This window comes from Bacteroides sp. HMSC067B03 (assembly GCF_001811315.1).
Classification (GTDB): domain Bacteria; phylum Bacteroidota; class Bacteroidia; order Bacteroidales; family Bacteroidaceae; genus Bacteroides; species Bacteroides faecis.
In genome coordinates, this window is the sequence record NZ_KV804301.1 from 1 (window position 1) to 16,562 (window position 16,562).

The window sequence follows — 16,562 nt, forward strand, 5'->3', positions numbered from 1 at the left end:
AGGGGATGTGCCTTAGTTTTGACACAGCCCCATAACAAAAAGTTATATAAACTAGCGCAGTGTAACTTTAGTGATTACTGCCATAATTAATTTGTGGGATAAACAACCCGAACACTATAGCCAGCGTGCAAACTTCCTGATATACCAGCTTTTTACCAGTTGTGTCAAGATACAATAGGAAAGCAAAATGCCTGGCAGCCAAAGGAAATAGCCCAAAGGGAGAGCCGTCAGTCCGATAGACCTCCCGAAAGAAGTGAAAGGTATTATAATTCCTATCGCCATAACTAATAGTGTTAATCCCATAACGGGCCAGGTTGCCCGGCTTTGTATAAACGGGATCTTTCTTGTTCGTATCATATGGACAATCAATGTCTGTGATAATAAACCTTCTACAAACCATCCAGTCTGAAATAGCGTTTGATGTTCGGGAGTGTTACAGCTGAACACATACCACATAACCAAATAAGTAATTATATCGAAAATGGAACTGATAGGCCCTATATAAATCATAAAACGGCTCAGGTCGGACGCATCCCATTTACGCGGTTTCTTCAGAAACTCCGGGTCCATCCGGTCGAATGGAATGGTTGTCTGCGATATGTCATAAAGTAGATTCTGAATCAATAAGTGTATAGGCATCATAGGCAGGAATGGCAGAAACGCACTGGCGAACATCACACTGAACATATTACCAAAATTGGAACTGGCAGTCATTTTTATGTATTTATTGATATTGCCAAACGTCTTCCTCCCTTCTAGTACGCCATCTTCCAATACCATCAGGTCTTTTTCCAGCAGGATGATATCCGCACTTTCTTTGGCTATATCTACTGCCGAATCGACCGATATGCCAATATCCGATTGGCGTAGAGCACCTGCATCGTTGATTCCATCTCCCAGAAAGCCTACCGTGTTACCTTGCTCCTGCAACAGAGAGATAATATATGTCTTCTGAAATGGAGTGAGTTTGGAAAATAAAGTGGTGTTCTTTACTGCTTCTTTCAATGCAGTATCATCCATTTCCTCCACTTCTAACCCGCTAAGGGAGTGACTAGTGTCAATCCCTACTTGACGGGCAATGGCCTTCACCACGATATCATTGTCCCCCGACAAAATCTTAACTACCACTCCATGTGTATATAATTGCTCGATAGCTTCAGCGACAGAAGGTTTCGGGGGATCAAGAAAAGCGAGATAGCCGATCAACACCATTTCTTTTTCATCCTCGATAGCAAAATTGCAATCCTTTTCGATGAAACTTTTCTGGGAAACCGCCAATACTCTCATTCCTTGCCGGTTCATTTCTTCACTTATCTTTTGCGCTTTAGTTTTCAAGGCATCAGTCAGAGGATGTATCTGCCCGTTGAACTCAGCATACGAACAGACATCGAGAATTTCTTCTACCGCTCCTTTAGTAATGATCTGCCGTTTCCCTTGCCTGTCTTCTATTACAACAGACATTCTTCTGCGTGTAAAGTCGAAAGGTATTTCATCCACTTTGGTATAGTCGTCCTTCAAATGTTCCAGATTCAGTTCTCTCACATGGGAAAGGATTGCTTTATCCATCAGGTTTCTCAGACCAGTCTGAAAATAGCTGTTAAAGTACGCATGACGAAGAATACGTTTACTGTTATCATCGCTCCCATCTGCGTTGATATACTTCTCCAACACAATTTTGTCACAGGTCAGCGTACCGGTCTTATCGGTGCAGAGTATATCCATCGCTCCAAAATTCTGGATAGCATTGAGGTTCTTTACAATTGTTTTCTTCTTTGACATAGTAATCGCTCCCTTAGAAAGGTTGGCAGTTACTATCATAGGCAACATTTCGGGAGTAAGACCGACCGCAACAGATATAGCAAAAATGAAAGCTTCGAACCAGTCTCCTTTCGTAAAACCATTTACAAAAAACACAAATGGGACCATAACCAACATAAAACGAATCAATAGAAAGCTAACCTTACTAATGCCTTTATCAAAAGCTGTAGTAGCACGATGCCCGACCAGACTTTTAGCAATCGTACCCAAATAGGTTTTGTTTCCCGTTTCAAAAACAATTCCTTTTGCTGCCCCACTAATCACATTAGACCCCATATAACAGATATTATCCAACTCAATGACACTTCCTTTCCTGAATTGCTGTCCCTGTACTTCCGGAAACTTTTCTATCGGTTCGGACTCTCCTGTCAGTGAAGCCTGACTAATAAACAAGTCTTTTGAATCAATAATCCGTATATCGGCGGGGATCATATCACCGGCTGCCAGATACACAATATCTCCCGGAACAAGTTCTGTAATATCAATTTCTTCTTCCCGTTCTCCCGCGCGTTTCGCAAGACAAGTGTTTTTTACCATCTTCATTAAAGAATCCGTAGCTTCATTTGCTTTCCATTCCTGCCAGAAACGCAGGACAGCACTAAATAAAACCATTGATGATATAATGATTACTCCTGTCCATTCTTGTTCTCCCGGTTCAGCCATCAGTACATCCAATAACAGGGATATGATGGCAAGTCCGGTCAGAACGCCTATAAAGGGATTGATGAACGTTCTGATAAACAGGATAAACGGATTCTTTTTCTGTTCATGAATAACTTCGTTTCTTCCATAAATGGACTGTCGCTCCTGAACTTCTCCCTGTGTTAGTCCAAGCTTTGTGGTCTGCAAGTAGGAATAGATTGACTTACTGGGTTGTGTGGCAACCAAAAATACTTTCTCTGAATTGAATGTGTACTGTGATGAGCGCAGTCTTTTCTTCCATACCATATTCTCTTTTTTTTTAAGTTACTAACTGCATTTATTAATTCAACGCAAAAGTAAGGAGGACTTCACAAGGAAGCTGTTAGAGAATGATTAGAGTGGTATTAGAAAACAATTAGAATTTCTTAAATATGCGGGAGTTTTACCACAAAGGTAGTGCCTTCATCCTTATGAGAGGATACGGTCAATTCTCCTTTGTGAAGGTGAATGATTTTCTGCGTCAAAGCCATACCTATTCCATTTCCGGGAGCTATATTCTTGTTTTCTCCACGATAAAATAGTTTGAATAGGTTTTCTTTATCTACATCGGACATTCCTACACCATTATCGGATAAGCGGATGATCGCCCATTGCTCCCAATAAGCTATCAGGACTGATGAAGTCCGATTGGAAGAATACTTGCAGTTGTTCTCAACCAGATTTACAAAAGCAGTAGTCAACAGATAACTGTTTCCGATTACAGTCAGCACATTATCTTCTTCAGCTTCCTGCTCAAATACTAGTTCAATATGATAATCCGGATGAGCTTTTAATACTAGCTCTCTGGCATCCAGCAATAATTCGTCCAGACGGACCTCCTCCATTGTTATCTGTTCCGACTGATAATCGGCTTTTGCAAGATTCAGCAATCCGTCTATCAGGTTTATAATTCGTCGTGAATCTTGTAATGCATTGCCAATGGCTGCCTGATATTGTTCGGAGGTTCGCTCTTTCAACAAGGCTAAATCCAGTTCGGCTGTGAGAGCAGCCATAGGAGTACGTAATTCGTGGGATACATTGCTGACAAACATCTTTTGTGAGTTGAAAGACTTCTCCAAACGTTCCAGCAAATCATTGAATGTAATGCTTAACTCTCCCAGCTCATCCTGTTCATTTTTTACAGGTAACCTTTTGTCAATATGGGATGCGGTAATCTTCTCCGCTTCTTTTACTATATTTCGTATTGGCTTCAAAGTACTTCGGGAAAGAATATAACCGACAATTGCCAACACTGTCAATCCGCCGATAAATAATAGAATGAGCATATTTCTCAGTGCATCCCGGTTGGCGTATCCATAGCCATCATAAGCTGCGGCAGTGACAATGTAATCTTTTCCTTCAAACGGATACACAAGTCCTATTGCCTGATATTCGTCAACATAAAAACTGATGTTTTTTCGTTTCAGAATACGTTCCACCATTTCCGGTGTTTCCTTGATTATATCGTTTTGAAGAGCATCGTGATATAGTATTTTAAAATCTGTTGTATAGACAGCTACCTCTACCTCATTTATAAACTTCTGATTGTTCAGGTAAATAGACTGCATAGTCTTTGCATCTACTTGATTGTTAAGGAATAAATGAGCTTTGGTTATAGCTTCACTTTGTAAGTTACGAAAGAAAGCATTACTGCGTGAATGCTCACTTACGTAATAGACAGCTATAACAAATACGAAGAATACCGCGGCTGTCAGTCCTGCATATTGTAGAGTCAGTGTTGTCTTGATTTTCATAATTTGTCAGTCAGTATGAAGCCCATTCCGGCTTTGGTATGAATAAGTTTTGGTTCGAAATCCCGATCTATTTTTTTACGGAGATAGTTGATATATACATCTATGAAGTTTGTTCCCGTATCAAAATGGGTATTCCATACTTTCTCTGCTATTTCAACGCGGCTCAATACCCTTTCAGCATTTTCGACCATATATAGCAGCAAGTTATATTCTTTGGGAGAAAGTTTAATGAATATGCCATTCCGTTCTACGTCTTTCCGCTGAAGGTCAATACGCAGATCCGCATAAACAAGTTCCTGTGGTAACTCCGGTACATTTCCTGTAACACGTTTCAATAAAACTTTAATTCTGGCATTCAGCTCTCTGAAATCAAACGGTTTTACCATATAGTCATCTGCACCGGCATCGAAACCGTCCAGTTTATCGTTCGTTGAACCTAATGCCGTCAACATTAATATAGGAATATTGGGATTGGACTTACGAATTTCTTTTGCCAGTTCAAATCCATCCATCTTAGGCAAAACAATATCAGATATAACCAGATTGAATGTATGTGCCTGAAAAAGCCGTAATCCCATTAATCCGTCATAAGCTACCATTGTCTGATAACCATTTTCTTCCAGTCCGTTCATCAGTAAACTTGCAACTCTGGGTTCATCTTCTATAATTAGTATTGTATACATAGGAAAGGATTCGTTAATCAGAATATATATAACGAAACAAAAATAGTGATTATTCCTCACTTATTACATATATTTGTGTAATTATCATCGGTTGAATTTATGTCAGTATAAAAGATTTAGATATATTATTATCCAATATAGAACCTGTATTGGATGAACGTAATTTTGTTTTTTGTTCTTTTCCAACAATTGATTGGAAGATAATGTATGAACTAAACCCTATCGGGATTTTCCACGAGAAAGAAGGGGTAACTTTCATTCTTGAACAGCAAGATGCCGTAAATAAGAAGATTCATTACCAGTCTGTTTATAGGCTTATTACACTTAATGTACATTCCAGTCTGGATGCAGTTGGTCTGACAGCCGCCTTTTCAGCTAAACTAGCTGAGAAAAACATTAGTGCAAATGTTGTGACAGCGTATTATCATGACCATATTTTTGTGCCTGAAGAGAAAGCAGAACAAGCTTTAAATGCTATTCTTGAACTACAAAAAAGGTACTCAACGTGATGTGAGTACCTTTTATTTCATTTATTCCATAAACCGGAAAATGATTCGACCGGTCTGCGGACCATTTACCCATTTGGGTTGTGAAGAAGGACCGCACAGATCTGTGGAATTTACTTTATTACGTACAGGAGGAATCACATCCAAGACAGAGATTCCACTTTCAGGAAGCGTATAAAGTAATCGGTCACGACCGTCACGCGGCTGATATACTCCGATATAGGAATCCGGAGTCTCATTGGTCAGACTGATAGTACCTTCTTTTGTACGGATATTCATCCAGGAGACGCTGTCGAAATATCCTTTGAATTCAGGATAGGTAAATGTTTCACCCGGAATAGGATCGTTGTAGTCATTTTCCCATACGTCGTATTGCGTACCATGAATACGGTTTTGCCATACACGGTATGGTCCTGCTCCCAGCCATCGTTTGCTGATGACCTGATCCTCGGGATAGTCGAAGCTGATTCCTATTAAATCTACCACACCGGAGAAATTGTACGTATAATCCAATGCCGCCTCTCCATTGGGATTGATTGTCCATTGTGCTTTATCAAGATTCCCCAATTTATAATTTGCAGTAACAATCAGGTTTCCTCCGTCTTCTTTTACCTCTAGTTTGGTAAATACTGCGGCATCAGGGAATTCACTATAAGTACGGTCTTTTTCTTTTGCCTTTTCGTCATCGTGATTGTAAAATTGATCCAAAGAACGGTCCGCACGACGGGCACCAATGAAACGAGGTCCATTGGCAAAGCTGATCTTATGATTGTTCACTGATACACCTTTTAGTTGGCCATCTCTCTTTGAGAAAATGAAAGTATGATTCTTCGCTTTCACAGTCAGCTCATTTTCCGTTTCTGAATATGTTGCTTTACCAGATAGAGGAGAAAACACTTCGTTCGTCTGATTCAATTTATCTACAGGGAAAGTCCAGCGCCATAGCTCATGACCGTATTTGTCAATCGCTGTAAGGAAAAGGGCATCAGCATTCGGAAGAATGGTTGTTTTAATATCCAGTATCCCTGTTGAATGAGCTGCCACATCACTTCCTTGTACCTCTCCTTCTTTCAGAACTTGAGTGGTTGTATTAGAAGTATCTGTTGCAGTAGGAAACTTCACCTGTTTCCAGAGGAAGCGACAAGTATTCAGGTTCAGGTAATCATAGCGGTTTTCTACAGAGAATTTACCGTCAAACTGCTTGTCAATAGAAGTATTCATAATTTGTACCGGACTCCATAACTGCTTGATTGTATAGAAACTACCCTCTTTTTCATGATGTGGCCCTACAATGCCATCAGCACCGAAGTTCCCTTGATTATCAATGAAACCATCCATATCGACACGTTTCACTCCCTCATCTGCCAGTACCCAAAGGAATCCACCGATGCAGCGGGGATGTTTGCGCATCATTTCCCAATAGTCGTACAATCCGGCACCGTGACCACCATCGTACAAACCATGGAGGAATTCTGTCGGCATGAAGATTTCCGGCAAACGCATGTAATTCTGACTTTCACCGTAAGAACGATAGTGCATGGTTTCAAAACCGGAAAAATTACCTTGCGGGTGAATCACCGGACGTTTTTGCGGGTCGTATTTATGAAATTCCCCATCGAGTTCGGTATTCCATCCTTTTTCATTACCGTTGCTCCACCAAATAATAGACGGATGGTTAACATCCCGCTCTATCATTCCTTCAATCAGTCGTACTCCGGTCGGGGTATCATATTTGCCATGCCAGCCACCTAATTCATCCATCACATAAAGTCCCAGAGAATCACATGCTTCCAGAAACTCCGGATCGGCAGGATAATGACTCAGGCGAACAGAATTCATATTCATGTCTTTCATCAAAAGAACATCTTCGATATTCTTTGCTTTACTTAGCGTACGGCCACTTTCTGGACGGAAACTATGACGATTGACACCCCGTACATTGATGCGTACTCCATTTATATATAGTCCGTCACTTTCGCGTACTTCAATAGTGCGAAAACCAAATTTTTCAGTTTCATTGTGCAACACTTTGCCATTCTTATCAAGCAGGGAGAACTGAGCTTTATAAAGATTGGGAGTTTCCGCTGTCCACAAAGCCGGATTTGGAACATTTAATTGTAACGATGTCCAATCCCCTCCTGCCTTCACCGGTACAGTCGTTTCTACCAGTTTCTTATCTTTATTATCCAGAATCTGGGCACGGATACTCATTCCATCATTGGATATATTTGTGTAACAATTGGCACGGAAGGTTCCATCCATTTGCGCATCAATTGCGATATGTCGCAAATTAATGGCAGGTTTCACTTCCAGGAATACCGGGCGGAAGATACCACCAAAATTCCAGTAATCGGCACGACGTTCGGCAAGATTCACACTGGCATTTTCGCTTTCTTTAGACACTGTTACTTCCAAGAGGTTCTTTTTTCCGTATTTAAGGAAATCAGTGACATTGTATGAAAAACGATAGAAAGCTCCCTGATGTTTCGAACCAACCTTCCGTCCGTTTACTTTGACTTCGGTATCTGTCATTGAAGCCTCGAATACAAGATTCACCTGTTGCCCGCGAAACTTCTCGGGAACTTCGAACTCATATTTATACATTCCTTTCTCATCAGCAACGCCTTCGGGAAATGCTTTGCCATAAAAGGTGATTCCATACTGATAGGTACCAAAGCCTTGCAACTCCCAACAAGATGGTACACCGATCTTTGTCCATTTGCCTGAATTACGTCCGTTAGTACAGAAGAAGTCCCATTCTACCATATCATCACATCCGTGACCGGAAAGGTATTGTCGTTCCGTTTGCGGAAGATTTTGAGCAGCCAGCGTAGTTGCCAATGCTAAAGTCGATAATAAAGTGGTTACTTTTCTCATTATTACTTTTATTATTGTGTTAGTTACTATTTATTTGTATCAAATCTTATTTTACAGTTTGCTTATGCGTACATGCAGTGTATGTTCTTTTTTCTCAATAGCATACTTTTTCAGCACGCCTGGTCCACAACTGCTATTCCCTAATCCAAGTACAGCAGCATCCATACTGAGAATGACCTCGGGACGTGGCTTTAAATCGCAGTCGTGTGTTTCTTTATATAAATCCTGTGCGGTATAATGCAAAGCGGATGCAGAGAATACATTTTCTACAGCGTCTACACGAATACCTTTATTATGTTTATCTGTCAACGTAAGAAACTGCACTTCTTCCTTATTTCCACTATCCTGTGGGCGAGGATAATGTACATACTGTTCTGCTACTGTTCTCTTCCAAAGCCCTATTGCAGCAGATGTCTTTCGATCGGGATAATTATCTTGCGGTCCTCTTCCATACCATGTAAACGTATTACAAGCCGGAGACAGGCAAAATGCAAGTCCTAGACGAGGCAATTCCGGGAGCACTCCTTGTGGTAAGAAAGTAGTTTTCAGATCAATGGTTCCATCAGAGGAAATTGTATAAACTGATGTCGTTGTTACTCTCCCCTCCTTATATAAATTAGTTGTCCGTATCCTGACTATAATTGCTCCATCTGCACGTTCTTCATGATTGAAAGACTCCAGGTTAATCCGGGGATTATCCATTGTATGCAATTTCCAGTCTTTTGCCAACCAGTTTCCAAAACTCTTATCATTATCTGTCGGAGCACGAAAGACTTGTGTGACTGGCTGAACCGGAAAATCATCTGAATGAGCCAACATCTCTTTTCCATTATATATAAGAGAGGTCATACTTCCGGTTACTCCCTTTTCCCACTGAACAGAAAAACTTCGTCCGTTAATCAATAGAGTTTTATCATCCTCATTTATTTGCAGTGTTCCTTTATTGACTACATCAGCAGATAACAAATCCCCTTTCTGCAAGCAAAACTGTTCCCAAGTTACCTCGTGTCCTGCTTTCGCCCAAAGAGCATCAGATTTCAAAACGATGCTTACTTTTAGTTGACAATCGGAACGTGTCTTCATTAAGTTCCTAGGGAAAACGGGTAAAGCGACCGCTTCGCTCTTTCCGGGAGCTATTTCCGGTAATGCGATTTCTCCCTGTTCCTTCTGTTTGCCATCTATCGACAGTGTCCACAAGCAACGATATTGAGACAAATCTATATGATGATTCCTGTTTGTAATAATCAATTGCCCATTGTTGACTGCCAACTGAACCGGAGCATATACCTTCTTTACTTCCCAATATTTCGGAGTCGTTTCACGGTCACTCATCAATAAGCCATTAAAACAGAAAGCTTTCAGATTCGGCTTATCACCGAAGTCTCCACCATACGCCACCATGATACGTCCATCTGACAATTCCTTATAAATACCTTGATCTACCCAATCCCAGATGAAACCGCCCAACATGCGTGGATTACTATATATTTCATCCCAATATTCTTTGAAGTTTCCCAATGCATTACCCATCGAATGTGCATATTCGCTTGTCATTACCGGACGGTCATCATTAGTACGTTCCGCTATTTCCAACAGCCGTTCCCAGCGTGCATTTTCCGCACGCTCCTTGTCTTCTCCTTCTGCAATGCCGGGATTCAAATATTCTTGTTTCACACGAGTATAAAAACGGCTGATTACATCGACCGTCTTCGGGTCAGGCTCACCATCCACTTCTTGTGCGCCCTCATAATGTACAGGGCGTGTAGGGTCAAAATCGTGTAGCCATGCAGAAATGGCCGCAAAGTTGGGGCCGTAACCGCTTTCATTTCCCATACTCCACATCACGATACTCGGATAATTCTTATCACGTTCTGCCATGCGGACTGCACGATCCATAAATGCAGCATGCCAATCGGGTGTACTAGCCAGTGTTCCGCGTAGACCGTGCTCTTCAATATCCGCTTCATCCATCACATACAGCCCTAAACTGTCACAAAGTTCATACCAACGGCTCACATTGGGATAATGGCTGGTTCGGACAGCGTTGATGTTCGCCTGTTTCATTAAAAGTATATCCTGAAGCATTCTTTCTTCACTCATAACACGTGCTGTCCTCGGATCGTGTTCATGACGGTTTACACCTCTAAAGCGGACCGGATTACCATTAATCAGTAGCTGTCCTTTTTTAATTTCCACAGAACGGAAACCTACTGACTGTTCTGTCTGCTCTATCACTTTTCCTTCCGGATTTAACAAAGCCAAGTGTAACTTGTAGAGATAAGGGGTTTCTGCCGTCCATCTCTCCGGGGATTTTATAACAGTTGACAAACGTCCCATCTTACGTGGCCCACGCTGCGGATACCATTCATTCATCCGGCTGGCTTTATGTTCTAAATCCAATATGTCTTCAACCTCTCCCTGTAACGTTACAATTACTTTTCCGGTCGCGTCTTTCAACATACCTTGTATTGTATATCCTTTTCCGGTCATACCTCCGTATATATTAAATTGAGGATCAATCTGCAAAATAAAGTCTTTATACTCACCGGCAGATGCAGGAAGAGTACGTATAGCATAATCACGGATGCGAATATCAGGTGTATGTATCAGATGAATGCTACGATGAATACCACCAAAACGCCAGAAGTCCTGATCTTCAAGGTATGATCCGTCACTATATCGGTAAACTTCCAGCGCAATCTGATTCTCACCAGTCTTCAAATAACTGGTAATATTAAATTCACTAGGCTCCATACTTCCCTGACTATATCCCACCCGTTCGCCATTTATCCATACATAAAAAGCACTCATCACTCCTTCAAAGCGCAGAAAAGTCTGTCCGTCTGCTTCCCATCCGACAGGCAAAACGAATGTACGCCGATACTGTCCGACCGGATTTCGTTCTTTATAAGTGGTATAGTCAGCCTTTGGCTCTCCCATCACTCGCGGAGGATCTATTTTGAATGGGTAACCTGCAGATACGTAAATAGGTGTACCATATCCATTCACTTCCCAATTAGCAGGGACAGGAAAATCTTTCCAGCTTTTATCATTGAAGTTTGCCTGATAGAAATCTATGATTCTTTCATCAGGCACAGGAGTCCAACGGAACTTCCAGATTCCATCCAGAGACATAGAACAATCTCCTTTCTGCGTGGAAAAAGGAATAAAAGCAGCTCGTGCCGGTTCACGATTGATCTGGAGAACATGATGATTCTCCCAGTCATGCGTTGTTTGTGCCTGCATCGGGCAAGCAATCAATGCGCCAAGCAGTAAAGTATATATTCTCATTCGTTCTTTTTTCTTCATATCAAGTAGACGGACGAAAGGGCATTTTGTACCCCTTTCTTTTACAGAAATATTAAAGAATAATAAAAGAAGAAACACTCTATGATGAAAAGCTCTACCTTGTGACTTATAACTAATTCTAATATTTTTATTATGAAAAAACTACTATTCAGCAGCCTCCTTTTATTAAGTAGTCTCGCTTCGCAAGCACAAAATGAGTATACAATTGAAGGCGATGTAAAAGGAGTGAAAGATGGAACTCTGGTTTCTTTGTTTTTAACGGATGGACGTGTAGGAAGTGTCGTTGCTTCGGACACAATACGGAATGGAACGTTCTTTTTCAAGCGAAATGCAGGAGAAAGTGGTATGGATCAATTGTCACTTATGTGTAACCGTGAAGCGGATTTTCCTCCGATGTCTCTGGAGATTTATGCAACTCCCAACGCCAAAATAAAAGTAACAGGTACAAACACTTTGATTTACACATGGAAAGTAGAGAGTCCGGTGAAAGAACAGCAAGAGTATAATCGATTTATCGAAAACTCACGTGACTTATGGGACGAATTCCAACGCCTGGCTATCAATATGCGTTCTGCTCCGGAAGCCGAACGAAAAGCAATACGGGCAAAATCGGACAGCATATCGGCTATTATTGATAAACGGGAAGTGAAGCTGATGCAGGAACTCCCTATTTCCAATATTTGGATGGATAAGTTATTTGGTTTAAGCATGTCTGTAAAGTACAATCCTAAGTTTACTGATAAAGAAGAAATACTGGCTTTGTATAACAGATTGAACGAAGAACAGAAAGCTTCCATAACAGGACAAGAAATAACAGTCAATCTTTTCCCTCCAAAGACAGTAAAAGAAGGAGATGAAATGGCAGATTCCGATCTTTTCGATCTGGACGGAAATGTTCACCATTTAGCTGACTTTAAGGGGAAATTCATACTTCTTGATTTTTGGAGTAGCGGTTGCGGACCTTGTATCATGGCTCTGCCCGAAATGAGAGAGATTCATGAACAATATAAAGACCGACTCACTATTGTCAGTTTGAGCTCGGATACCAAGAGCCGATGGAAGGCTGCTTCTGCACAACATGAGATGACTTGGCAAAACCTAAGCGACCTGAAACAGAATGCCGGGCTGTCTGCGGTATATGATGTCAATGGTATTCCCAATTATGTTCTCATTTCTCCGGAAGGAAAAATCATGAAAATGTGGTCGGGATATGGTAAGGGTAGCCTAAAACTTAAAATGCGCAGATATCTGGATGTACCCAAACGCGAGATGAGTATAACTCAAGGGACCAATGACAAGATTGTTAATCATCCGGTTACAGAATCAACCAATACTGATATTCTTGAAGTGAAACAAGTAGAACTAACTGATACGGCCACAATCATCCACTTCTATGCGTACTATATACCTAAATACTGGATACAAGTAAGCACAAATGCCCAGTTGACAGATGAAAAAGGGGGATCATATACTCTAAAGAAGGCCGATGGGCTTACTCCCGGTGAACATTTCTTTTTGCCCGAAAGCGGAGAAGCCGAGTTCTCACTCACATTCGAGCCACTGCCTTTCGATACAAAACGATTCAACTTCACGGAAGGAACGTCTGAAAAAGACTGGCAAATAAATGGCATAAAACTCACTAAATAATAAATAGAAAGAGGAAGACGGATGTTTTTCCTCTTTTTTATTCCTTCACAGTAAACTTACTTATAAAGCCAAAATCATTTCAAAACAGAATTGCCTTTTTATAAGTTCTCATTCTGCCATTCTTTTGTATGATTCAATATATGAATAATCGTCTAATTAATATTGGAGCATTGAATATTAAAATATGAATATCATATTAACATTAAATATGTTGCAATTCTAAATAGCTCCGTAAGTAGTCCCAAAAAGTCCTGTAAATATGGCATTATATTCTAAGAAATAGCTTTCTTTGTTATGAACATATACGTCATCCTATATATTTGCATTAAAAACCAAAAGAAATGGAAGAGAACAAACAAACGCTCTATTATGATGAATTACTAAGTATTTTACCCGATGGAGTTATCATATTTGATGTTGGTGGAGAAGTCATTCAACTTAATCAGCAGGCTCTAACAGAGCTTCATGTTCACCCATCAGTCAATGAGATACTTCCTCTTCCTGCCAATCATTTATTTAAACTGCTAAACAAGAAGGAAGATATACTCTCGACTATTCTGCAAAAGATTTGTCAAGGAGAAAAAACTTATTCATTGCCTGAACATACTTTTATGCAAGAACAGGTTGATTATACCCAATTTCCTATCAGAGGGGAATTTGCAACAATTAGGGAGGAAGGTAAATTAAAAAAGATCTTATTCTTTTTCCGCAATATTACAGTAGAACTAACACAAGAGTATATCTTGAATACCGCTTTACAAAGAACTAGAATATATCCCTGGTATTACGATATAAGCCGAAGTGAATTTACCCTTGACGATCGTTATTTTGAGCATTTAGGTATTCCGGCAGGAGAAAACAATACTTTGACAATGGAGGAATATGTGAATATGATTCATCCGGACGACCGACAAACCATGACCGATGCCTTTGTTGTGCAACTTAGCGGCAATACTACTTTTGATAAAACCGTACCATTCCGTTTGCGCCGCGGAGACGGCACTTGGGAATGGTTTGAGGGTCAATCCACTTATATTGCAAACATCTCCGGACATCCCTATCGATTAGTGGGAATCTGTCTGAGTATCCAAGAATATAAAGACATAGAAAACACTTTGATAGAGGCCCGTAAGAAAGCAGAAGAAAGTGACCGCCTTAAAATGGCTTTTTTAGCAAATATGAGCCATGAGATTCGTACACCATTGAATGCAATAGTAGGCTTCTCTGATGTAATCGGTTCCAGTTATGATGAATTAAGTGAGGAAGAACGTGCCGATTTTGTGAGGTTAATCAGCGTCAACAGCGAACACTTACTAAGGCTGATTGATGACATACTTGATTTATCCAAGATTGAATCAGATACTATTAAATTTACTTTCACAGATTGTTCTCTAAAGTCTCTAATGATAGATATAGAGAAAGAACAGGCTGTGAAATCTACATCTGAAATCGATATTAGAGCAATATTGCCCGATGAAGATGTCTATATCAACACAGATGCTACACGTCTGAAACAAGTAGTATGTAATTTCATTAATAATGCCCGCAAGTTTACAGAAAAAGGATATATTCATTTCGGTTATACTGTTGATTCTATCCATGCAGACTCAGTTCATGTATTTGTGGAAGATACTGGTTCGGGGATTCCGCAGGAATGCCAAAAAGAAATATTCGACCGTTTCTATAAGGTAGATACATTTAAGCAGGGAACCGGTTTGGGGCTTTCTATCTGCAAAACGATTGCCGAACATCTGCAAGGAGAAATTTCCGTTGAATCAGAAGTTGGGAAAGGCAGCTGTTTTAGTGTTACCCTGCCATTCAAAAGGCAAGCAGAAGATTAGTGGCCTCTATATTTTTGTGGAGTGACACCGGTATGCTGCTTAAAAAACTTATTGAAGAAAGAGATGTTATTGAATCCCAGGGACAAAGCTATGTTTTTCACAGGCTCATTGCTTGACTTTAAACGGGACTTGGCATCCATCAGGATAACAGAAGCAATTATTTCTAACGGAGTATTCCCCGCTGCCTTCTTGATTGTTGAACAAAAATGAGGCAGAGTAAGTCCTAAGTGACTGGCATAAAAAGAGGTACCATGATGAACAGTATAATACCTCATAACCAGTTGTATGAATTCCTGATATATCTCATATTTTCTTGATTGAGATGATATATACCATTTATTCTGCAATTTGTAAATTTCGGTCGCTCCTTCTACAAACATGGTGAGAACAGCTTTTACAATCTCTTTGTTAGCCAATGTTCTGGCCGAAGTGTATGCAAGAATCGATGATTCATAAAACAGTTTATAGCTATTGGCTTGCAGCGGAGATAATTTGATAACCGGATTTTGCATGATTATCGGAAGCAGATGTTGGGTGGACTTCATCAAATTAATATTTTCTATAAACTGAAAAGAGAAGCCTGCGTAATAAATATGAATATCAGACGAAAACTCATGAATTTCCATAAAATAATTAGGTGGTAAGGTAATTAAATCGTTTTCGACAATATTATAGTGATTCCCATTAATCGTTGCTTGTATTGTCCCTTTCGTACAAAGAATAAAGAAACCGGCCTCTATTTTACAATGAACATTTTTATACCCTAGCAAGTTTTCCCCGAATCCTTCTCCCACTTTATAATCAACCGTTAAATTGTACCTTGGTATATCGCTTTCCATTGTCTATCTTGTTTTTAATTTCAAATATAGAGATTATTTAAAATCCACATTCAGGATAATTAAAATTCGAGCATCGAATCTTAAAAAAATAACATTTATATTCTATTTATAAGAAAAGGACAAAATAAGAAACGGGATACAGAAAGCTATATAAAACGTCTTTGCATCCCGTTACTTTTAGTGTTGTAATTTGGTGGAATTACTGAATATCCAACGCATCAAATGCCAAACCATCCATATTCTCTGCTGAAAGCAGTACCTTATAATGTCCGGCATTAATAAATGTACCGGTGGTGGTACTCATCATCTTCCATTTGTCCGGTGTTTTGGGGAAGGTAAGTACATCCTCTTTCAATACCACTCCTTTTGAATCAATGAACTTCATTAATACAGGCATCGGTTTTTCGGTAGTATTCATATATTTAAAACGAAGTGCATAGACTTGTGCCAATCCTGTAGAAACATTCCATTCAATACTGTTACCTTTTCCTTTACCAAAGAAAACACCCATCTGTTTGCGGTGTTCTTTCTTCTGGAATTTTCCTTTCAGTACAGCAGCTTCCGCTTCGTAAGCTATGCTGACACGAGCATTTTTGTCTTCGGGAAG

General features: G+C 40.1%; 9 protein-coding genes. 3 read left to right on the forward strand and 6 right to left on the reverse strand.

Features of this window, described 5'->3' with window-relative positions; translation table 11 throughout:
• Window positions 1-114 precede the first annotated feature (114 nt).
• The 3 genes from mgtA to HMPREF2794_RS05835 all read right to left on the reverse strand — a co-directional run bounded on the left by mgtA (window position 115) and on the right by HMPREF2794_RS05835 (window position 4,936).
• Entirely contained in the window at window positions 115-2,766 is a 2,652-nt protein-coding gene (mgtA, locus tag HMPREF2794_RS05825) for a magnesium-translocating P-type ATPase (protein ID WP_055270768.1), read from the reverse strand.
• A 119-nt stretch (window positions 2,767-2,885) separates the two neighbouring features.
• Window positions 2,886-4,253 carry a sensor histidine kinase gene (locus HMPREF2794_RS05830; RefSeq protein ID WP_010537941.1) on the reverse strand — a complete coding sequence of 456 codons (1,368 nt, stop codon included), beginning with the start codon at window positions 4,251-4,253 and terminating at the stop codon, window positions 2,886-2,888.
• Window positions 4,250-4,936, reverse strand: a complete 687-nt coding sequence (locus HMPREF2794_RS05835; RefSeq protein ID WP_010537940.1) for a response regulator transcription factor — start codon at window positions 4,934-4,936, stop codon at window positions 4,250-4,252. The genes HMPREF2794_RS05830 and HMPREF2794_RS05835 overlap by 4 nt, the downstream gene beginning before the upstream one ends.
• Window positions 4,937-5,043: 107 nt before the next feature.
• Between HMPREF2794_RS05835 and HMPREF2794_RS05840 the strand changes: the two genes are divergently transcribed.
• Window positions 5,044-5,445, forward strand: a complete 402-nt coding sequence (locus HMPREF2794_RS05840; protein ID WP_055270764.1) for an ACT domain-containing protein — start codon at window positions 5,044-5,046, stop codon at window positions 5,443-5,445.
• A 21-nt stretch (window positions 5,446-5,466) separates the two neighbouring features.
• Here HMPREF2794_RS05840 and HMPREF2794_RS05845 read toward each other — a convergent pair whose 3' ends face one another.
• Window positions 5,467-8,319: a glycoside hydrolase family 2 TIM barrel-domain containing protein gene (locus HMPREF2794_RS05845; protein WP_055270762.1), complete on the reverse strand. Its 2,853-nt coding sequence runs from the start codon at window positions 8,317-8,319 to the stop codon at window positions 5,467-5,469.
• A gap of 51 nt (window positions 8,320-8,370) precedes the next feature.
• Complete coding sequence (locus HMPREF2794_RS05850) at window positions 8,371-11,610, reverse strand: glycoside hydrolase family 2 TIM barrel-domain containing protein (protein WP_070751135.1); 3,240 nt, start codon at window positions 11,608-11,610, stop codon at window positions 8,371-8,373.
• Window positions 11,611-11,760: 150 nt separating this feature from the next.
• On the opposite strand from HMPREF2794_RS05850, the gene HMPREF2794_RS05855 reads away from it, so the two are divergent.
• Window positions 11,761-13,275: a TlpA disulfide reductase family protein gene (locus tag HMPREF2794_RS05855; RefSeq protein ID WP_010537936.1), complete on the forward strand. Its 1,515-nt coding sequence runs from the start codon at window positions 11,761-11,763 to the stop codon at window positions 13,273-13,275.
• A 341-nt stretch (window positions 13,276-13,616) separates the two neighbouring features.
• A complete protein-coding gene (locus tag HMPREF2794_RS05860; protein ID WP_070751137.1) occupies window positions 13,617-15,116 on the forward strand; it encodes a sensor histidine kinase in 1,500 nt (499 codons plus the stop codon).
• Here the strand turns inward: HMPREF2794_RS05860 and HMPREF2794_RS05865 are convergent.
• Window positions 15,113-15,955, reverse strand: a complete 843-nt coding sequence (locus HMPREF2794_RS05865; RefSeq protein WP_010537934.1) for an AraC family transcriptional regulator — start codon at window positions 15,953-15,955, stop codon at window positions 15,113-15,115. The two genes, HMPREF2794_RS05860 and HMPREF2794_RS05865, sit on opposite strands and share 4 nt — an antisense overlap.
• Window positions 15,956-16,562: the final 607 nt, after the last annotated feature.

Excerpts from the sequence above, each read along its gene's own strand:
- HMPREF2794_RS05835 (WP_010537940.1), bottom strand. The coding sequence starts at position 4,936 with ATGTATACAATACTAATTATAGAAGATGAACCCAGAGTTGCAAGTTTA.
- HMPREF2794_RS05830 (WP_010537941.1), bottom strand. The coding sequence starts at position 4,253 with ATGAAAATCAAGACAACACTGACTCTACAATATGCAGGACTGACAGCC.
- mgtA (WP_055270768.1), bottom strand. The coding sequence starts at position 2,766 with ATGGTATGGAAGAAAAGACTGCGCTCATCACAGTACACATTCAATTCA.
- HMPREF2794_RS05850 (WP_070751135.1), bottom strand. The coding sequence starts at position 11,610 with ATGAGAATATATACTTTACTGCTTGGCGCATTGATTGCTTGCCCGATG.
- HMPREF2794_RS05845 (WP_055270762.1), bottom strand. The coding sequence starts at position 8,319 with ATGAGAAAAGTAACCACTTTATTATCGACTTTAGCATTGGCAACTACG.
- HMPREF2794_RS05855 (WP_010537936.1), top strand. The coding sequence starts at position 11,761 with ATGAAAAAACTACTATTCAGCAGCCTCCTTTTATTAAGTAGTCTCGCT.
- HMPREF2794_RS05860 (WP_070751137.1), top strand. The coding sequence starts at position 13,617 with ATGGAAGAGAACAAACAAACGCTCTATTATGATGAATTACTAAGTATT.
- HMPREF2794_RS05865 (WP_010537934.1), bottom strand. The coding sequence starts at position 15,955 with ATGGAAAGCGATATACCAAGGTACAATTTAACGGTTGATTATAAAGTG.